The sequence below is a fragment of the Myroides sp. LJL115 genome, from assembly GCF_054871665.1.
Genome location: NZ_JBTXLS010000017.1, coordinates 18,062 through 38,790 on the forward strand (window position 1 = coordinate 18,062; position 20,729 = coordinate 38,790).

The 20,729-nt window shown below is 33.0% G+C and carries 20 protein-coding genes; 8 read left to right on the forward strand and 12 right to left on the reverse strand.

The genetic code is table 11. The annotated features are described in order from the left end of the window. Nucleotides 1-56 precede the first annotated feature (56 nt). The 4 genes from yaaA to ACYSNX_RS06070 all read right to left on the reverse strand — a co-directional run bounded on the left by yaaA (nt 57) and on the right by ACYSNX_RS06070 (nt 3,687). Nucleotides 57-824, reverse strand: coding sequence for a peroxide stress protein YaaA (gene yaaA / locus ACYSNX_RS06055; protein ID WP_461753785.1), 768 nt, complete (start codon nt 822-824; stop codon nt 57-59). 61 nt (nt 825-885) lie between these two features. Next, complete coding sequence (locus ACYSNX_RS06060) at nt 886-1,890, reverse strand: metal-dependent hydrolase (RefSeq protein WP_461753786.1); 1,005 nt, start codon at nt 1,888-1,890, stop codon at nt 886-888. 74 nt (nt 1,891-1,964) lie between these two features. Next, a complete protein-coding gene (locus tag ACYSNX_RS06065; RefSeq protein ID WP_006258948.1) occupies nt 1,965-2,444 on the reverse strand; it encodes an Lrp/AsnC family transcriptional regulator in 480 nt (159 codons plus the stop codon). 91 nt (nt 2,445-2,535) lie between these two features. Then, a complete protein-coding gene (locus ACYSNX_RS06070) occupies nt 2,536-3,687 on the reverse strand; it encodes a M14 family zinc carboxypeptidase (RefSeq protein ID WP_461753787.1) in 1,152 nt (383 codons plus the stop codon). 313 nt (nt 3,688-4,000) lie between these two features. Between ACYSNX_RS06070 and ACYSNX_RS06075 the strand changes: the two genes are divergently transcribed. From ACYSNX_RS06075 to rfbA, 4 genes are all read left to right on the forward strand, one after another. After that, nucleotides 4,001-4,480 (forward strand): helix-turn-helix domain-containing protein, encoded by a 480-nt coding sequence (locus tag ACYSNX_RS06075; protein WP_461753788.1) that lies wholly within the window; start codon nt 4,001-4,003, stop codon nt 4,478-4,480. Between the two features lie 87 nt (nt 4,481-4,567). Further along, nucleotides 4,568-5,236 carry a spermidine synthase gene (locus ACYSNX_RS06080; protein ID WP_461753789.1) on the forward strand — a complete coding sequence of 223 codons (669 nt, stop codon included), beginning with the start codon at nt 4,568-4,570 and terminating at the stop codon, nt 5,234-5,236. 64 nt (nt 5,237-5,300) lie between these two features. Continuing rightward, a complete protein-coding gene (locus tag ACYSNX_RS06085) occupies nt 5,301-6,425 on the forward strand; it encodes a GTP cyclohydrolase (RefSeq protein WP_461753790.1) in 1,125 nt (374 codons plus the stop codon). 135 nt (nt 6,426-6,560) lie between these two features. Next, nucleotides 6,561-7,436 (forward strand): glucose-1-phosphate thymidylyltransferase RfbA, encoded by an 876-nt coding sequence (rfbA, locus tag ACYSNX_RS06090; RefSeq protein ID WP_461753791.1) that lies wholly within the window; start codon nt 6,561-6,563, stop codon nt 7,434-7,436. A 70-nt stretch (nt 7,437-7,506) separates the two neighbouring features. Here rfbA and rfbB read toward each other — a convergent pair whose 3' ends face one another. The 6 genes from rfbB to ACYSNX_RS06120 form a co-directional block, all read right to left on the reverse strand. Next, entirely contained in the window at nt 7,507-8,562 is a 1,056-nt protein-coding gene (rfbB, locus tag ACYSNX_RS06095; RefSeq protein ID WP_461753792.1) for a dTDP-glucose 4,6-dehydratase, read from the reverse strand. Between the two features lie 129 nt (nt 8,563-8,691). Then, a complete protein-coding gene (gene dnaN / locus ACYSNX_RS06100; RefSeq protein WP_461753793.1) occupies nt 8,692-9,810 on the reverse strand; it encodes a DNA polymerase III subunit beta in 1,119 nt (372 codons plus the stop codon). An 81-nt stretch (nt 9,811-9,891) separates the two neighbouring features. After that, complete coding sequence (gene gldG / locus ACYSNX_RS06105; RefSeq protein ID WP_461753794.1) at nt 9,892-11,580, reverse strand: gliding motility-associated ABC transporter substrate-binding protein GldG; 1,689 nt, start codon at nt 11,578-11,580, stop codon at nt 9,892-9,894. Beyond that, nucleotides 11,580-12,299: an ABC transporter permease subunit gene (locus tag ACYSNX_RS06110; RefSeq protein ID WP_461753795.1), complete on the reverse strand. Its 720-nt coding sequence runs from the start codon at nt 12,297-12,299 to the stop codon at nt 11,580-11,582. Before ACYSNX_RS06110 ends, gldG begins: the two co-directional genes overlap by 1 nt. 1 nt (nt 12,300) lies before the next feature. After that, entirely contained in the window at nt 12,301-12,597 is a 297-nt protein-coding gene (locus ACYSNX_RS06115; protein ID WP_461753796.1) for a putative quinol monooxygenase, read from the reverse strand. Between the two features lie 14 nt (nt 12,598-12,611). After that, a complete protein-coding gene (locus tag ACYSNX_RS06120) occupies nt 12,612-13,451 on the reverse strand; it encodes an SAM hydrolase/SAM-dependent halogenase family protein (protein ID WP_461753797.1) in 840 nt (279 codons plus the stop codon). Nucleotides 13,452-13,546: 95 nt separating this feature from the next. On the opposite strand from ACYSNX_RS06120, the gene ACYSNX_RS06125 reads away from it, so the two are divergent. After that, entirely contained in the window at nt 13,547-14,533 is a 987-nt protein-coding gene (locus ACYSNX_RS06125; protein ID WP_461753798.1) for a PhoH family protein, read from the forward strand. A gap of 58 nt (nt 14,534-14,591) precedes the next feature. On the opposite strand, the gene ACYSNX_RS06130 is transcribed toward ACYSNX_RS06125, so the two are convergent. Both ACYSNX_RS06130 and ACYSNX_RS06135 read right to left on the reverse strand, forming a co-directional pair. Beyond that, nucleotides 14,592-15,368 carry a hypothetical protein gene (locus ACYSNX_RS06130; RefSeq protein ID WP_461753799.1) on the reverse strand — a complete coding sequence of 259 codons (777 nt, stop codon included), beginning with the start codon at nt 15,366-15,368 and terminating at the stop codon, nt 14,592-14,594. 537 nt (nt 15,369-15,905) lie between these two features. After that, nucleotides 15,906-17,399 (reverse strand): hypothetical protein, encoded by a 1,494-nt coding sequence (locus tag ACYSNX_RS06135; protein ID WP_461753800.1) that lies wholly within the window; start codon nt 17,397-17,399, stop codon nt 15,906-15,908. Between the two features lie 146 nt (nt 17,400-17,545). On the opposite strand from ACYSNX_RS06135, the gene ACYSNX_RS06140 reads away from it, so the two are divergent. Genes ACYSNX_RS06140 through leuD form a run of 3 tightly spaced genes read left to right on the forward strand, consistent with a single transcriptional unit; the run spans nt 17,546 to nt 20,702 of the window. Further along, nucleotides 17,546-18,724 carry a 2-isopropylmalate synthase gene (locus ACYSNX_RS06140; protein WP_461753801.1) on the forward strand — a complete coding sequence of 393 codons (1,179 nt, stop codon included), beginning with the start codon at nt 17,546-17,548 and terminating at the stop codon, nt 18,722-18,724. 6 nt (nt 18,725-18,730) lie between these two features. Continuing rightward, nucleotides 18,731-20,134, forward strand: a complete 1,404-nt coding sequence (gene leuC / locus ACYSNX_RS06145) for a 3-isopropylmalate dehydratase large subunit (protein ID WP_461753802.1) — start codon at nt 18,731-18,733, stop codon at nt 20,132-20,134. After that, entirely contained in the window at nt 20,118-20,702 is a 585-nt protein-coding gene (leuD, locus tag ACYSNX_RS06150) for a 3-isopropylmalate dehydratase small subunit (RefSeq protein ID WP_461753803.1), read from the forward strand. Before leuC ends, leuD begins: the two co-directional genes overlap by 17 nt. Nucleotides 20,703-20,729 lie beyond the last annotated feature (27 nt).

Consider the following 20,729-nt stretch of genomic DNA (forward strand, 5'->3'; position numbering starts at 1 on the left):
TTGGTAATAGTGGTTGTTTTTTAGGGTGGATAAGCAACCTAATGCACTAGGAAGCCTTATCTGGTAAAAACCAAAAGGTCTCCTTTAGATAATTCCTCGCTTAAAACATAGTTATCTACATTAAAGCTTTTCAATCCTTCTAGATCTTCAATATTGTTTTCAAGGATATAACGCACCATTTGCCCTCTAGCTTTTTTAGCATAAAAACTAATGGTCTTTAATTTACCTTCGCGTAATTCTTTAAATTCTGGAGTCACAACTCTAGTATGTAAGGCCTTTTTATCAATAGCTGAAAAGTACTCCTTACTAGCTAGATTAACAAGTAACTCCCCTGGTTTTGTTTGCTCATTTAATTTCTGAGCCAAAATAGGCTTCCAAAAAGCATATAAATCTTTATAAGGTCCAATTGACAGTTTTGTCCCCATCTCCAAACGATATGGCTCAATTAAGTCAAAAGGTTTCAAAAACCCATATAATCCAGATAAAATACGTAGTTTATCTTGCATTAACTCCCATTTACTTTGATCTAAGGTATATGCATCTAAGCCACCGTATACATCGCCATTAAAAGCAAAGACTGCTTGACGAAATTCCTGTTGATTTTCAACATCAACAACAAAGGATCTACTTTGGTTTCTATCCCAATTTAGTTTTGCCAAAGCATCAGAAATCTTCATCAACTCTTGAATTTGAGCTACAGATAACTCTTGTAAAACACCTTGTATTTCTTTGGCTTGCTCCAAAAACGTGATAGAAGAACTATTGGTTGTTGGAACTGGGCTTGTATAATCTAAACTCTTAGCCGGAGAAATTAAAATCTTCATAGTACAGTTTTTTTATTGCTACCCAAATATAGCTTAACTATTTAAAATAGCCTACTATTTATTATCGACCTTGTATCCTAATCCACAATTTTTGAAGCATTTTAACACCTTCTGACCTATCCTTAACTACCTCTGTAATTATTAAATCACCCTTTTGGTCTTTATTTAAAGCATAACTAAAACCAAATTGTGGATCTAAGGGATCGTTTTTCAAAAGACCAAAACGCAAATCGTGAAAAAATAAAGTATCACCACTTTGGCTTAAAACATAATCTCCCTCACTTAAGCGAACTAAGCGCTGAAAATCTTTATGCTCCTTAATTGAATCTGCCAAGTGATGGTTTTTAGCATAATAGGTAAACAAAGGTCTTGACGTATCAAAAAAGGAATAATCCGACACATAAAACCCATCCTTACCTTGGATAATAGCATTCCATAGAATAGTATTTAAAGCCGAGGGCTTAACAGAAATATTCTCAAAGGTAATTCCACTGTAAACTAACTCCTTTTTAAACTTAGAGTAAACCACTGCTTTTAAACCAAGTGCAATCAATAAATAAGCACTACTTACCACTAAAGCTAATGTATTGAAATACCTTCTTTTAGGCCAATTATCTTTACATAAAGCCGATCGTACCAAAAAGTACAAAAAGGGCAACGTATATAAAGGATCGATGACAAATATACTTTTAAAGGCGAAATAATAAGGTAAAGGCCAAAAAAGAGCTGTTCCCCAAGTGGTAAAAATATCTAACAAAGAATGAGTAAACAGCCCTAGAAACACTAACCAGTAGGCCCTAGAAAAGGATAGATCTCGCTTTTTCTCCAATAAAAACAGAATATAGCCCAGAAAAAAAGAGGCTATAAAGGCAAAGAAAACCGAGTGAGTAAGGGTACGATGAAATTCCACCCCAGTTAAATGATCCGTAAAAAAAAGAGCTAAAACATCTAAATCTGGGATAGTTCCCACTATAGCTCCATACAAAAGAGCCCGATTGCCAATTTGCTTACCTGCAACAGCATTAGCAACAGCAGCCCCTAATACAATTTGTGAAAGAGAGTCCATAATTTATTTAACTATTAGGCATAAAAAAAACTGCTCTAGAGCAGTTTTTATATTTTATTGTATGTAATACACTCTTATAATTCTTTGAAAATAGTGTGCATTAAACGTTTTTTATCATTGATGCTTTCTTCTAAAGAAATCATTGATTCCGTTCTGTAAACTCCTTCAATATCATCAATCATATAGATTACCTCTTTTGCATGACGAGTGTTTTTAGCTCTAATTTTACAGAAAACATTGAATTTCCCTGTAGTCACGTGGGCAACCGTTACAAATGGTATTTCATTAATTCTCTCTAAAACGAATTTAGTTTGAGAAGTATTATGCAAGAAAATTCCTATATAAGCAATAAATGCATACCCTAATTTCTCATAATCTAAAGTTAAAGAAGAACCTTGTATAATTCCTGCATCTTCCATTTTCTTAACACGTACGTGAACAGTACCGGCAGAAATCAAAAGTTTTTTAGCAATATCTGTAAAAGGAACTCTCGTATTATCAATCAACATATCTAAGATTTGGTGATCGATTTCATCTAAACGAAATTTACTCATAAATCAATTTTATTTATCTTATTCTAAATCTTTAATTCTGTACAATAATACTAAATTAAAATTTCATTTGTTTAAGAAATCACAAATTTTATTATTTTTTTAGTATAATATTAACCTTTTGTGGCGTAATCCTTATTACTTCCTCAAGGTTTTTATTTAAAATTTCCTGTTTATCTATATATTCCTTCCTAAAAACATAACGCTCTTGCTCACATAGATGCGCAAATTTACTTCCTTTTTTATTAATATCCACAACAATAGGACAGAAATTAACTTTTTTATCTGCAAATTGCTCCAAATATTGAGCTTTTACAATAAAAACCTCCCCACTACCTTGTTCTAACACATTTGCAAAGATAATATCAGTGAAGTTTTTTTTATTCTCAGGTATAGACAAGTACTCTATTATATCTTTTTCTAAATGTTCTTGCTTATATATTGTATTTAAAGCAATACATAAACTTTTAAAAACAATAGCTCTACTTTTCTCTCTTTGGTAATCCTTTGGATAATGACCTGCTTCAAATAAAACAGTAATCCAATTCTGGCTTTGACAATAATCCCCTATACAATTGATATTAAAAGCATCGTCAAACCTTCCTACATGCCCCTTTATATCTTTTTGTAATTCCTGGTTAATACAACTAATTAACTGCATTGCTAAAATGCGATTTTCTCTAAGAGATAATTCCGAATCATAGGCAGGTGCCAAAAAAGAAATTATCGCATTTTTTCCCGTATCACCCACTCCAAAAATACTACGCTGATCATGCAAATTAAAGGCATAATGTGGATTGAACTCTTCCAGAAAATTTCTTAGGACCTTACTCTCTCTTTGACTCAGTAAAATACTATCGCGATTAAGATCTACTTGATTGGCATTATTACGAGTATAAGACCTTGCCCCATCGGGATTCAAAATCACAATGATTTGCAAGGTAAAAAAACTCCTCCATTTCTGCACTACAGGATCTTGAGAATTATTTAGAAAATATAGCAAATCCAGAACCGCCTTAGTAGTGGTTGATTCATTGCCATGCATTTGAGACCACATAGCAATCTTTACAGGACCATGTCCCCAAATTACCTTTTTAATAGGTAAATTTTCTTGGCTATAACCAATCACTTCAACCTTAAAGTAAAGCTTTAAGTCCTTTAAGCTATCCTCTATGTGCTCATTGGTAACCCATCTTCCTTCTACTTTACCATCTTTATAGTTTTTTACAATATCTTGATAATCCATCGCTTTAGTTTTTTAGGGTACAAACAAATGTAAAAAAAGATTTTATTACAATTGTAAACACAAATAGAGTATTTATTGTTTACAAATGTAATTACAAATGTAAACTTTTCAAAGCAGCAAAACTATAAGTACTCTAATCTTAATAATTTTAGATATAAAATATTATTTTCCAACTCTTTAAATAATCTTACTTAAACATTAACTTAAAGTAACTAATGTTTTTAAATCCTATATAGGGATAAACTAATTTATATTTTTATTACATTTGTAAACTAAATAGCAGATTTCATCCTTTTTAATAGCCCTTTTGACTATGGACAACTTTGTGGACAGATTAGAATTTTTATTAGAAAATTTAGAGCACTCCGCCTCTAGTTTTGCCGATAAAATAGGTGTGCAGCGCTCTAGCCTATCTCATCTACTTTCAGGTAGAAACAAACCTAGTTTAGACTTTATTTTAAAAATAAACCATGCCTTCCCCGAGCTCAGTTTAGAGTGGCTATTAAAAGGAGATGGCTCTTATTTACAAGAAAAGAACAACAATTCTTCTGATAACCACACTCCCCTTTCTGCTTACACAAAAGATAATCACTTGGATAATTCTTTAAAAAAGAGTCAAAAAAAACAGAATAAATCCGGAGATAAAAGGCAAAATAACACTCCAGAAAACACCTCTAAAATCAAAGATAAATCCCCGCAAAACCCACTATTTAATTTCACTGAAAAAGACGATATTTCACAAATTGTTGTCTTTTATACCGATGGAACTTTTAAGACATTTACTCCAAGGTAAAGACAAAACCTAGGGTAATTTGCAGTCATTAGTACCCGTTAATGCATCAAATAGTTTACCTTTGATTACAGCAAAATAAAACATAGTATGCTCAAAAAATTAATCAGTTACTTCACCCCAGTGGTATATAAAAAAATACCCTCTAAAGTGAATAACCAACTTCAACTTGTTTACCATAAAGGCAAGTTAACCCTAGACACCAAAAACACAAATTACTCCTATGGAGAACTACAAAATACTTTACAGCAAGCCCTAAATTATATTGGCTTTAGTAAAATTAGAAAAGCAAATAGCGTACTTATTTTAGGACTAGGCGCTGGAGGAATTATCTCTACATTAAGAAACCAAGTAAAGTACACCAATCAAATCGATAGTGTAGAATTAGATCAACAGATTGTTTCCCTTGGAAAAAAATACTTCGACTTAGAACAATACAATCATAAGCATACAATACATATTATGGATGCTTTTGAATATGTACTACGCACCAATAAAAGCTATGGCCTTATAATAATTGACATCTTTATAGATTACCATATGCCAGATTTTCTATTTCAAAATTACTTTGTGAAGCATTTACTACAGCTCCTAGATAAGGACGGCTTTATTTTATTCAATACTATTGTCATTAATAAGGAGCAAGCTAAAAGAAACCAAGACTTCACTGCTTTGTTTGATCCAAAGAAATATAGCCTTAGAACTTATCCACGTACCTTGGGGGCAAATGAAATTTTTACCATTAAAAAGCTAGACTAAAAACCCATTAGAGTTCTCTATAGATAAACTATATTTGTATCTTGTGAACTCTTGTTTATATATTATGATTGAAATACAAAAAGTAACCACTAAAAAACAAATGAAGGATTTTGTTACATTTCCTTTTGAGTTATATAAAAACAATGCCTATTGGGTACCTCCTATTATAAAGGATGAGATAAAAAGTTTTGATCCTAAAAATGATATTTTTAAATCTGTAGATGTAGAATTCTATTTAGCATATAAAAATACTAAACTAGTAGGAAGAGTAGCTTGTTGTATCAACTGGACGGAGGTAAATGACCTTCATAAACCAAAGGTAAGATTTGGATGGTTAGATATGATAGATGACCCCCAGGTTACAAAAGCACTATTACAAAAGGTAGAAGAATTTGCCATTAAACATAAGATGCAATATATAGAAGGCCCTATGGGCTTTTCCAATATGGACAAGGCAGGAATGCTAACCACAGGATTTGATCAAATTGCAACTATGATTGGCCTATACAACCATGATTACTACCCAGAACATTTAACCCAGCTTGGATTTACTCCAGAGGCAGAATGGATTGAATACAAAATTGACATGTCTGCCTATAATGAAGAAAAGATAGAAAGAATGTCTACTATTGTAGAAGAACGATTTAAGGTAAGAGCACTAGAGTTTAAGACTATTAAAGAACTATTGCCTTATGTGGATGAAATGTTCGCTCTTTTAAATAAGACCTATGCAGACCTACAAAGTTTTGTACCAATAGAAGATTTCCAGATCGAACATTACAAGACCAAGTACTTGCAATTTATACACCCAGACTTCATTAGCTGTGTGATGGATGAGAATAATAAGATGATTGCTTTTGCCATTACCATGCCTTCTTTCTCTAGAGGTTTTCAAAAAGCAAATGGAAAATTATTTCCTTTCGGATTTTGGCATCTTTTACAAGCAATGCGTAAAAACAACCACGCAGAGTACTATTTAATTGGAGTAGACCCTGAATATAGAAGCAAAGGAGTAACAGCTATTATTTTCAAGGAAATTTACAAATGCTTTACTAAACACAAGATTGAAATTGTAGAGACTAACCCTTTACTTAAGGAAAATAATAAAATTCAGCAATTATGGAAGAGTTTAAACCCTGAAATCCATAAAGAAAGAAAAACCTATAGAAAAGATATTACTATACAATGATACATTTAAGGCTCGGTTAATTATTAATCGAGCTTTTTTATTGAAAGCATATTGTCCATTTAAAAAAGCAAACTAACGCCATTAGTAATACCTACATTGGTATAATTGGCTACATTTGTAAAAACAACTATATATATGAAAGGAATTATTTTAGCAGGGGGCTCTGGAACAAGACTTCACCCTTTAACCTTAGCCATTTCTAAACAGCTTTTACCTGTTTATGACAAACCAATGATTTACTACCCTTTATCGGTACTAATGCTTGCTGGAATAAAAGAAATCTTAATTATTTCTACACCAAGAGATCTACCCCTTTTTGAGCAATTATTAGGAGATGGTAGCAATTTTGGTATCTCTTTGAATTATTGTATTCAAGAGAAACCTCAAGGTATTGCCCAAGCTTTTCTACTAGGAGCTTCTTTTATACAAGATAGTGATGTTTGCCTGATCTTAGGAGACAATATCTTCTATGGGAATGGACTACAAAATAAATTAACGCAATCTATAGAAAACACTAAAAATCTAAAAGACGCAACAGTTTTTGGATATACTGTCAAAGATCCTTCTAGATATGGAGTAGTTAGCTTTGATAAGCAAGGAAAAGCTATAGATATTCAAGAGAAGCCTAAAAAACCTACCTCCAATTTTGCGGTAGTAGGTATTTACTTCTTTCCCAATGATGTAGTTGAAAACGCTAAAAAGCTCACTCCTTCCCAAAGAGGTGAACTAGAGATAACTGATTTAAACAATATTTACCTTAAAGAAAATCGCCTTAGGGTAGAAACCCTTGGGAGAGGATTCGCCTGGTTGGATACCGGTACACATGAATCCTTAGTGGAAGCTACAGAATTTGTCAAAGCAGTTGAAAAAAGAACAGGACTTAAAATTGCCTGTTTACAAGAAATTGCTCTTCAGAATAAATGGATAAGCAAAGAGGCTTTACAAAAACAAATACAAAATCACTCCTCGGAGTACTACCAATATATAAAGGATATTATATCCCAAAAATAACCATTAAAAAAGGAGTCCTATTATATAAGACTCCTTTTTTGATTTTATAAACACAAGATAACACAACCATTTAATATCTCTTATTGTATTGTCTTTGGTAGTAATTTTGATATTCTAAACTATTTACCCCCTCTAACCAATCTTGATTATTTAAATACCACTCTATGGTTTTACTTAAACCTTGTTCAAAACTAACACTAGGCGACCACTTTAACTCACTTTGTAATTTACTAGCATCAATAGCATATCGCATATCATGACCAGGACGATCACTAACAAATTTTAAAAGCGACAAACTATGTCCTTCCTTATTACCTAATCGCTGGTCCATCTCTAAAATAATCTGCTTTACTAAATCAATATTTGCCCATTGATTAAGTCCTCCAACATTATAGGTCTGTCCTAGCTTTCCTTGATGAAAAACACAATCTATAGCCAAGGCATGATCCTGTACATACAGCCAATCTCTAATATTTTTACCATTACCATAAATAGGAATGGTTTTTTGTTTTAAGATATTATGAATAGTCAGCGGGATTAATTTCTCTGGAAATTGAAAAGGTCCATAGTTATTGGAACAATTACTTATTACAACAGGAAGCCCATAGGTGTGAGCATAGGCACGTACAAAATGGTCCGAACTAGCTTTGGAAGCAGAATAAGGAGAATTTGGATCATAACTTGTTGTCTCCATAAAAAGTCCTTCTTCTGGTAAAGATCCATACACCTCATCGGTAGAGACATGATAAAATAGTTTATCCTTAAAATCAGAACCCCAAAATTGTTTACATACTTGTAAAAGATTCACTGTGCCTATTACATTAGTAGTAACAAAAGCTAAAGGGTCCTCAATAGAGCGGTCCACATGAGATTCTGCTGCTAAATGAATAACTGCGTCAAAAGAATACTTATAGAATAATTCCTTTAAAAAAGCCATATCTCTAATATCTCCTTTCACAAAGGTATAGTTAGGAAAAGACTCTACGTCCTTTAAGTTTTCTAAATTCCCTGCATAAGTTAAAGCATCTAAATTATAAATGTGGTAGTTATCATAGGTCTTTACAAAGTGACGTACTACATGGGAGCCAATAAAACCAGCTCCACCGGTAATTAGTATATTGTTCATATTTGTGATCTTAAGGCCTTTTAACCCCCCCCTTTACATGAAATAGACTATTTAAGTAAGGTGGGGGTAATATTAAAAAAAGACCAGCTATCTCTAGTGGTCTTTTTACTATTTTTCTACTGTTATCTCTTAGCTATTAAGCATAACTGGCATAACTAGCATAGTTACCAGCTCTCCATCCTCTAAACCATCTACTGGAGTTAATATACCAGCGCGGTTCGGTAAAGACATCTCTAATAGGATTTCGTCTGATTGCAAGTTGTTTAACATCTCTAATAAAAAGCGAGCATTAAATCCAATTTGCATATCATCTCCTTGGTAATCACAAGTCAATCTCTCGTCCGCTTTGTTAGAATAATCAATATCTTCAGCAGAAATATTCAACTCTGTTCCAGCTACTTTTAAGCGGATTTGGTGGGTAGTTTTATTGGCATAAATACTCACACGTCTAACACTACTTAAAAACTGTAAGCGATTGATTAATAATTTATTTGGATTTTCCTTTGGAATTACTGCTTCATAATTTGGATACTTCCCATCGATTAAACGACAAGTTAAAGTATAATTATCAAAATTAAATTGTGCATTACTCTCATTGAACTCAATAGTTACATCAGCTCCAGAACTCATTAAAATATTTTTCAAAATATTCAATGGTTTCTTAGGCATAATAAAACTAGCCTCACTCTCACAGGTAATATCTGTTCTAGAGTATTTTACTAATTTATGTGCATCTGTTGCAACGAAAATTAGACCACTTGGAGAAAAATGAAAGAACACTCCAGACATTACTGGGCGTAAATCATCATTACCAGCTGCAAAAATAGCCTTGCTAATAGCTGTAGCTAATACTCCAGCAGGTACTTGTGTTGTAGCAGGATCCTCTAAAGACTCTGCTTTAGGGAACTCATCTCCTTGAGAATAAGCTAACACATATTTTCCAACATCTGAGCTAATTTCTATGGTATTGTTTTCCTTTACAGAGAAAGTCAAAGGTTGTTCTGGAAAAGTCTTTAAAGTTTCCAATAACAATTTAGCAGGAACAGCAATGCTTCCTTGGCTAGTTGATTCTATCTCCAAAGTAGCAGACATGGTTGTCTCTAAATCAGATGCAGATACCTTTAAAATATTATTATCTAATTCAAATAGAAAATTATCTAAAATGTGCAAAGTATTGCTGCTATTGATTACACTACCTAAAACTTGTAATTGTTTTAACAAGTAGGAACTCGATACTATAAACTTCATATTACAATTATTTAATACGTAAAACTGCTTTTACAGCTACAAATATATTGGATTAATATCAATAATAAAAGTGATTTTATGCTACTTTTTAACTAATTTGCTTTTGCGAAGCACAAAAAACACTATTGCGAAAAGCATAACTACCACAATTGGAATTGTTAGTGCCAAAAATTGAATATACGAATAATTATCATATACTTTCATTTTATCTAACATTGCTAGGCGAACTTCTTTGGTTCTTAGAGATAAAAGATCCTTATCCTGCAGTAAAAAGTCCACACTATTGTTTAAAAAGTCCTTATTCCCATAAAGGATATTTGTCCACTTATCAAAACCTAACTCCATCGGAACTCCTTTAGCATCAAATTGATTTCGAATTATATCTCCATCAGAAATGACAATCATTTTATTTAAAGGACTCTTTTGTAATACAGAACTATTGGCAAAAGGGAATATTCTATTGGTAAATACCGAAGCAAACTCCCCTTCTAATAATACTCCTAAAATATAATTTCCCTTATCCTTATACATATCGGCCGTGGTTTTCTCTTGAAGAACCTCCAAAGAAATCTCCACAGGAGTACCTACTGTAGTGGAATAAGGACTACTTTGTAAAAGAACTGTTTTGCTTATATCATTCTTAAGGGTATCCATAGGACTGGTAAAATCCAATTTCAAGCCCTCTATATTTTTAACGATACTATGGGTGGAAACAGGATAAACAAAAGGAGAAAACTTCCATACAAAATCACTATAAGTAGTTTGACTACCTTGTCTACCACTTGCAATTTTAATTGAAGTACCCATTTCATCTTTTACCAAAACTGGATTGATCCTAAGGCCGTATTTAAACAACATCTCCCCTAAGGATTGTTTTTGTCCATATGCTAGAGTCGATCCTTGTTGTCGTATAGAGTCCATATCTGCAACAACTTGATCTAATAACCATAAACTCTTACCTCCTTGCATGATATATTGATCTAAAATCCCTATTTGCTCAGAAGAGAACTCCTTTGTAGGTTTGGCTACAATAATTAAATCAAATTGCTTTAATCCTTGTAAAACATCACCTGGTAGTTTCTTTTGTAAATCAATCGTATAAGAGGCTACGTTATATCGTTGAGCAATATCCATTAGAAAATCTGCCATTTCCATATCCTCTAACTCCCCATTACCTTTTAACACAGCAATGTTTTTTTGCTCTAAAGTAGCTACTTGATCAATTCCCTTGATAAGGGCATACTCTAAGTACTGTACAGAATTAAGCACTGTATTGGCTGTGCTTGCCCCCATATTGCTTTTTAAGAGCTGCACTTTAGCGGCCTGCTCTCCACTATAAACAATTGCCCATGGAAGTACAAAACTCTGGGTCTGGCTTCCTTTTTCGTTAACTGTTATAGATAAAGGTTTTATACCAAAGGCATATAAGTCCTCTAATAACTGATCCTGATTAGCGGAAGATTCCTCCAAGGGGTTGATAAACTGAAACTTAATATTGCTATTTATAACAGAGAACTCTTCCAACATTTGTTTGGTTTCCCTTTGCAAACGATTGAATTCCTGTGGCAAATCTCCACTTAAGAAAACATCTATTACAACCGGGGCATGTACCTGTTGCAACACCTCTTTAGAGGCCTGTGATATAGTATACCTTTTATCATTGGTTAAATCCCATCTGGCGTATAGAAAAGAGCCTAAAGCATTAATTATAATTAATAAAGCAAAAATTAGCCCTAGAGATTTCAAGTTTTTTTGTGTTGTTTTTCTCATTATTTACGCAACATATTTACTTTAAACACACTCATAGCTAGAAAAAGAATAGTCAAACTACTAAAGTACAAAAGGTCTCTAGTATCAATTACTCCTTTACTAATACTTTTGAAATGATACTCCACTCCTAACTGTTCTATGGATAAAGAGCCACTTAAAAGAGCGATTTGCTCTATACCTATATACATAAAAGCACACAGTAAAACTCCCAATAAAAAACAAACAATTTGATTGCTACTTAAAGTAGAGCAAAAAACGCCAATAGCGCAATAAGCCCCTGCTAAGAAAAACAATCCTAGATAAGACCCAAGTAAAGTAGCTGTATCTAAGGAGTGATCTACTTGTAAGTATTGAGATATAATCCAAATATAGGCAGTGGTGGGAATAATGGCTAAAATAACAAGGATAAAAACTCCTGCGAACTTACCAAGGACTATGGACCAAATTCCAATGGGTTTAGTGAGTAAAAGTTCTATAGTACCTTGCTTTATCTCTGAAGAGAAACTAGCCATGGTAATACTTGGAATCAAAAAGATAAAAACTAAAGGAGCCAATAAAAATAAATCGGACAAATCCCCAAAACCATTCTCTAAGATATTAAAGCTTCCTGGTAATACCCATAATAAAAGTCCTGTTACCATTAAAAAGACAACTAGAACTAAATAGGCAGTAATGCCGCTTAAGAAACTGCGAATTTCCTGTAAACAAATTGCTTTCATCTTAAATTAAAGTTACGCGTTTATCTACACTCCAAGCCATTGCATCCTCTTTAAACATGGTTTTAACATAAGGCCATATTTCTTTAAAAGTTGCAGAATAACGATAATTATCTAGGTCTTGTGGATCTTGCCAATAACTATAGGTAAAAAACACACTTGGATTGCTTTTATCTTGATATAATTCTAAGAAGCTACATCCTGGTTGATTTCTAACAATATGTTTTATTTTCTCAAAATAGGTTAAAAAATTCTCAACCTGATCTTGTTTAAAACTTAACTTAACTATTCTAACAAACATGTTTTTATATTTTTCTATTGATGCTCTTCCCTTTGAAAGACAATACTAATATTATCGTACAATTGTATATTCATAAGAGTTCTTGGAGACCCTCCTGGGGTATTTGGTCTGGAATAAAAAAGGCCTATAGTAAGTAGATCTAAATCATTGAAAACCGCTACAAACTCCCCTGCCCTTTCCTTTAAGGATTGACTATCGGCTGTAGTAAAATCACAGTAATAACGATTTATTCTCTTTATGCGATAATCCTTTACAATAATCTCAAAATTCCTAGATTGGCTTATTTTCTCAAAATCTGCCTTAGAGATATTACTAACTAAGTTTCCAAAAGAATCTTCATAGACTATTTTACCTTGTATCCCATTTTTATGGATTTCCAAAGCGTCTCCTAAACGGTTTAATCGATTAAAATCTTGGGTTAAAGTTCCTATGTCCTCTAGTGCTTTACCTTCAAATAATTGATAGGCGCAGTACACAAAAATATCATTGCTACTTTTCATAGCAGCATTAGGGTCTATTAAGATCACTTCAGCTTTTGCTTCTTGTTGTAAAAGTAGAGTTAGTATACCATTGTCGGCTGTAATAAAATAATGACCTTGGTAGAATAAACATATCGCTGGGCTAAATTCTGTGATTGTTGCATCCACTGCGATAATGTGTATACTTCCCTTTGGAAAGTTTTTATATGCTGCAGCAATTACAAAACCAGCCTCTTCTACGTTATAATGGGAAATATCGTGTGATATATCTACTATATTACAACTTGGTATATTAGAGTATATCTTTCCCTTAAGGGCTCCCACGTAGTAGTCCTTATATCCAAAATCTGTAGTAAGAGTAATTATCCTTTGCATTTTAAATTTTCAATATATTTTTTAGAAGAATGGATTTTTTTAGTAGATTTGATTTACAAAATTAGATTATTTTTTTTAATTAATTCTCATTCCTCTTGAACGAAAGAACAATTGAACTAGCTTATTTTAACCCAAAAGACTTTTGGGGTCCACAAGACATTCATTTAAACGTACTTAAGAAACTATATCCAAAATTAAAAATAGTTTCTAGAGACAATTTTGTAAAAGTTTTTGGTGATCCTGAAATTTTGGACGAATTTGAGATTCGCTTTGAGCGATTAGTCAAATACTTTATCCGCTATAACAAAATAGATGAAAACACCATTGAACGTATTGTTATGGATAATGGACCAGAGATAATGAATCCCAAAGACGACATCTTAGTACATGGAGTTTCTGGTAAATTAATCAAGGCCCTTACACCAAACCAGCACAAGTTAGTAAAAATTGTGGAAAAAAACGATATGGTTTTTGCAATCGGCCCTGCTGGAACTGGTAAAACCTACACAGGAGTAGCTTTAGCCGTTAGAGCTTTAAAAAATAAAGAGGTAAAAAGGATTATTCTAACAAGACCAGCTGTAGAAGCAGGTGAAAATCTAGGATTCCTTCCTGGAGATATGAAAGATAAGTTAGACCCTTATATGCAGCCTTTATACGATGCTTTAAGAGACATGATACCTCCACAGACACTAGAGGACTATTTACTTAAAGGAACCATTCAAATTGCTCCTTTAGCCTTTATGAGAGGTAGAACCTTAGATAATGCTTTTGTTATCTTAGATGAGGCCCAAAATACGACCCATTCCCAAATGAAAATGTTTTTAACTCGTATGGGTAAAAATGCTAAGTTTATTATCACAGGAGATCCTCAACAAATAGATTTACCAAAGAAAGTTTCCTCTGGACTTAAAGAAGCCTTATATATTTTAAAAGATGTAGAAGGAATTGGCATGCTTTTCTTAGATGACAAAGATATCGTAAGACATAAATTGGTTAAGCGAATTGTAGCGGCATACAAAAAACTAGACGATCGTACAGATACGATGACTTTAGAACAAATAAAAGAAGTGGAAACCAAATAAGGTTTCCACTTCTTTTATTTTACTATCAACTTAAAATAATCTTATTAGAGTACTTTACTTATATGTTATACAAATCTCTAACAAAGGTAAGCTTTAGAGTATCTTGTTCATATAAAAACAAGGTATCTGCTTTGATATGGTAACGATCGCAATTATCTAAAACAGCTAATAGCTCTTTTTCTTTTTGATAAGAATCCGTTACGTACTCTGGGGATAAGATAATCTTAAAGAACACAGCGTCTCCTTGACAACGTATATCACCGTAAATCATATGGTTACCTCCACTTCCAGAGAAACTTCTAGTATTAATATCTATACAAATCAAAGGAATTTGATCGATTCCTAATTCTTCGATTCTCTTGTCTTCATAGGCCTGAAAAACCCAGTTACCCGATAAAGACTCATCGTATAAATAGTGTCCATAACATGCAAAATCACTAGCGCCATCTCCGCCATTTTTAGTAATACTTACTGCAACAGAATGATCAAAACGTCCGTCCAAGTAATTTTGAGCCGTTTCGTCCTCATAAATCACTATATCAATCGACTCATTTTTATTGGAGGTGCTATATACTCTACTTTCACCATCCACTAATGGCTCTACAAAAGGAAAAGTCAGTTTTTGACTTGGTTTTGAACTCGAGTAAACTATCCCCTTCTTACTAATTGCAATACTTTGAAGAGTATCTTGATCCATTGCTTTAAAAAAGGTTCCATCTAGGTCATTTTTATTCAATAAATCAATTTGTTTACTTGTATTATCTTTGGTATAAATCTCCTTTTCTTGCTCAGTTCCACATGAAGGGAACAACGAAACAGTTAATGCCAATATCATATATTTAATTGTTTTGTCAATTTACACTTGAAAAATCCCTTTTAGGTTTAACGAAGAAATAAATCACATTCAAATTTTCTAACTTTATGTTGTCTAAACAATGCAAAGATACTATTAATCGTGTTATTTCAGCACGCATTATATAAATATTAAGATTATAAATGTTATAATTTCGCCAAAATCGCAAAAATACAAATAACATATAAATTATACCTAAATTCTGCAAAAAGTCCTATTTCCAAGGCATAATGTATGTTTTATCCTCTTTTAAGAGGACAATACCTATTCAAAATCGGAAAGTAAGTTTACTTCACAAATATACCAAAATAGATAGAAAATAATTATAATTTAAAATAATTAAGCAATAAAAATACACAAAATAAAGAAAAACCTCCATTTTAGATAATACTCTTACTAAACGAGTAACTTTAACATTTTATCAATTAAGGCAAGCTCTACTTTAACATCCAAAGTATTTTTAATAAATACCCTATGTCCAATTAAAGAATCAAAGCTAATTTAGAGTAAAAAATTAACTTATTGTAACTTTTTGTTGGCCCAGTTTAACACATCAATATATAAAATACTTCTACGATAATACCTGTTTTTAAATAACTCCCTAGCAGTATCCACATAAGTTTGCAACACCTTTTTTTGTTGATCAGGATAATTACTTACTAAACCTTGGAATAGATCCATTAATACATCGTGAATCGGAGTTTTATTTTTCATTTTGGTCACTAGAATCCGATTTGCTGTTAAATACTCTTCGTATTTTTCATCCAATCCGGACTCAAATTGAGCCATTAGGGATAAAATACGCGTATGAAACAATAAATCCTGTTGTACACTATAGGTTGTATTCTCAAGTATCTTAGTGGTATATACTAAAGACTCCTTATAGTTTTGATAACCAAAGTGAACTGCGGCTACTTTAAAATAAATAACTAAAAAGTGATGCTCATCAATTACGTTACTATACTCATTAATCCCCCTTTGTAAATGCTTTAAAAACAGCAAGTTTCCATTATAACTACCTTGAATGATTTCACGATTCAATTTATTATTGAATTGCGTCAAAAATACTATAGAATCAATATTGACACTTTGAGGGAAGTTATCTTGGTTTAGAACCCGTTGTAGCTTATCGTTCCAAAGAGTAAATCTATCGCTACTTTTGAAAAGTAAGATCAATTTAAATAAGTAAGAATTACCTTTCAAAAACCAGATAGGGTTACTTAGTATCATATCGGGATGATCGTAAAATAACTCTACCCATAAACGTACAAATTTATAGGCGCTATAATAATCCTGTAGTAAAAAACAACGCCAAACATGTGTTTTAAAATACCATAACTTCTCTTTGAAGTTTAACATCTTTGGATCAACCTTAAGCATATTATCATCAAAAAGAGTCAGTATTTTCTGTTTTTCTGCATCATTTTTAGCATATCCAGAGGTAAGTATTTCACTGTAAAGCTTCAAGGAAAGATTGGAAAGCTGGATGGAATAAAAATTCTGCAAACTAATCTCTTGGCTTTGCTTAATTAATTCGTCAGCCCTACCAGAAATACTTCGGGTGATATACTGGCTTTCAATCACCTTCTCTAGCTCAATAATCTCTAAAGCCATTGCCTTTTCTTCCTTATCTATGGCCAAGGTTTTTACTTTATCCAAAATCTTTAAACTTTGTTTATGTAAGCCCTTTTGGTATAAAATAGTGGCAAAGTCTAATTGCTCTCGAATTTGGATACGAATATTCTTCTTACTAGGGTTCATACGTAAACTCACCAAGATATTTCTATACAAATTGGCTTTTAAATTAGAGAGTTGTGCCTTTGTGGTGATTTGTTGTTGCAAAATACTCTTCTCGCAATACATCGGCATTTTATCCATATAGTTAAAAAGTGATAAAAACTTAGCCTCACTATTGGTCTGAATTCGATTTACATACAGCTTAAAATGCCTTTTTTCTGAACGTGATAAGGACTTAATTAATACAAATAATGGATCTTTACTATAATTTGACATTGTAATTTTTTTAAAGCTAACTACCTAAAAAACAAACGCATATACATCAAAAGACTTGTTTTGGCATTGTAATAATCCAAATCAAATCAAAAGTGCAATGGAACATTTTTCCACTTTTGCTACTAAGAAATCATAAAAACAAGATTATGCAGACCAAAAAGATTGAGATTTTTGACACTACATTACGTGATGGGGAACAAGTACCTGGGTGCAAGTTAGATAGACAACAAAAATTACAAATCGCACAAAAACTCGATGAACTCGGTGTAGATGTAATTGAGGCTGGTTTTCCTGTTTCTAGTCCTGGTGACTTTGACTCTGTAGTAGCTATTTCAAAAATAGTAAAAAATGCGAGTATTTGCGCTTTAACCCGTGCAAATAAAAAAGATATTGAAGTTGCTGCTAGAGCTTTAGAGTTTGCAAAAAAACCTAGAATCCATACCGGTATCGGTACTTCGGATTTACACATAAAATATAAATTCAATTCCACTCCTGAACAAATCATTGAAAGAGCTGTAGAAGCAGTAGCTTATGCAAAAAACTTTGCAGATGATATTGAGTTTTACGCCGAAGACGCTGGAAGAACCGATAATGCGTTTTTAGCACAAATTTGCCAAGAGGTAATTAAAGCAGGAGCCACAGTATTAAATATTCCCGATACCACAGGATATTGCCTACCAGAGCAATATGGAGCAAAAATAAAATACCTAACCCAAAATGTTATTGGTATTGAAAATGTAATTATCTCTTGTCACTGTCACAATGATTTAGGAATGGCAACGGCCAACTCTATTCAAGGAGTAATCAACGGGGCTAGACAAATTGAATGTACCATTAATGGTATTGGAGAAAGAGCTGGAAATACTGCTTTAGAAGAAGTAGTGATGATTTTCAAACAACACCAAGATTTAGGGTTTTACACTGATATTAATACCAAGATGCTAAATGAGTTAAGTAAACTTACCTCTTCTACTATGGGAATGATTGTACAGCCAAATAAAGCTATTGTAGGATCTAATGCTTTTGCGCACAGTTCAGGAATTCACCAAGATGGAGTAATCAAAAGAAGGGATACTTACGAGATTATTGATCCTAGAGATGTAGGTGTAGATGAATCTTCTATCGTTTTAACAGCTAGAAGTGGAAGATCTGCCCTAGCCTACCGTTTCAAAAACATAGGATACGATGTAACTAAAAATGAATTAGATATTTTATATCAACATTTCCTACAAGTTGCTGATACTAAAAAAGAGGTAAACGAACAGGATTTAAAGCACCTTTTAGCTCAAGTGAACAACCAACGTTTTATTAATGCATCGCTTTAATTTATTATGAATAAACAACCAAAAACATTATTTGATAAAGTATGGGACTCCCATGTGGTAGATCACATAGAAAACGGTCCACAAATTTTATATATCGATAAACACCTAATACATGAAGTAACCAGTCCACAGGCATTCGATGAACTTCAAAAAAGAAATATACCGGTTTTTAGACCAAAGCAAATCTTAGCCACAGTAGACCATAATGTACCTACCCTAGATCAAGATAAGCCTATAAAAGACCCAAACAGTAGATTGCAAGTAGACCAATTACTGGTTAATTGTGAGAAAAATGACATCACTTTCTACGGATTAGGTCACCCTTACCAGGGAATAGTACACATTATTGCCCCTGAATTGGGAGTTACTCAACCTGGTATGACAATGGTTTGTGGAGATAGTCATACCTCTACCCATGGAGCCTTTGGAAGTATCGCCTTTGGAATTGGAACAAGTCAAGTAGCTCAAGTTTTTGCAAGCCAAAGTGTACTAATTAATAAGCCTAAATCCATGCGAATTACTGTTAATGGTGAATTAGGTAAAAATGTACAGCCAAAAGACGTTATCTTATATATTATTGCTAAATTAGGTACAGACGTTGGTACAGGATACTTTTGTGAATATGCAGGAGAAGTATTTGAAAACATGTCTATGGAGGCAAGAATGACTGTGTGCAATATGAGTATTGAAATGGGAGCTCGTGGAGGAATGATTGCCCCTGACCAAACTACTTTCGATTATATACAAGGCAAACCTTTTGCCCCTTCTAATGAACAGTGGGAGCAAAAACTAGCTTACTGGAAGACCTTACCTTCAGATAAGGATGCCGTATTTGATACAGAGTATTTCTTTGATGCTAAGGACATAACTCCAATGATCACTTACGGAACCAATCCAAGTATGGGTATCTCCATTGATCAAAACATCCCTACCCCTACAGATGCATCCCAGAGTAAAGCTTTGGAATATATGGGCCTAGAAGGTGGACAGAGTTTAGATTCTATTGTGGTTAATCATGTATTTATTGGAAGTTGCACCAATGCTAGAATTGAAGACTTTAGAACAGCAGCCTCTTATATTAAAGGCAAGCAAATCGCCCCTAATATACAAGCCTTAATTGTTCCTGGGTCTCAACAAGTAGTTAAACAAATTAAGCAAGAAGGATTGGATGAAATCTTTCACAATGCAGGTTTTCAAATCAGACAACCTGGATGTTCGGCTTGTCTAGCCATGAATGAGGATAAAATCCCTGCCCAAGAATACTGCGTGAGTACTTCTAATCGTAATTTCGAAGGAAGACAAGGCCAAGGTGCAAGAACTCTATTAGCTAGCCCCCTAACTGCGGCAATTGTAGCAGTAGAAGGGAAAATATCTTATCAAAATTTACAACAACATGCAAGCATTAATTAATATACAATCTACAGCAGTACCTCTAAATTTAGAAAATATAGACACGGATCAAATTATTCCAGCTAGATTTTTAAAAGCGATAAGCAAAGAGGGATTTGGAGAAAATCTATTTAGAGATTGGAGATTTGATAGTCAAAACCAACCCAATAAAAATTTTGCCCTTAACAATCCTACTTATAGTGGAGAAATTCTAGTAGCAGGAAATAATTTTGGATGTGGAAGTAGTAGAGAGCACGCAGCTTGGGCTCTAACAGACTACGGTTTTAAAGTAGTAATTAGTAGCTATTTTGCAGATATCTTTAAAGGAAATGCCTTAAACAATGGGTTATTACCCATTATTGTTTCTCCAGAGTATCTACAATATATCTTTGATTGCATAGAAAAGGACCCATCCACAAATTTACATATTGATGTGCAAGAGCAATCTTTAGAAGTCAATGGTAAAAAAGTACATTTTGAATTAGACCCTTATAAAAAGATATGTCTACTAAATGGTTATGATGATATTGATTACCTTATTAGTAAAAAACAGAAAATAGAGGAATTCGAGAATTCTCGGTCCTATTAATTAGCCCACCAAATAAACTACAAAAAG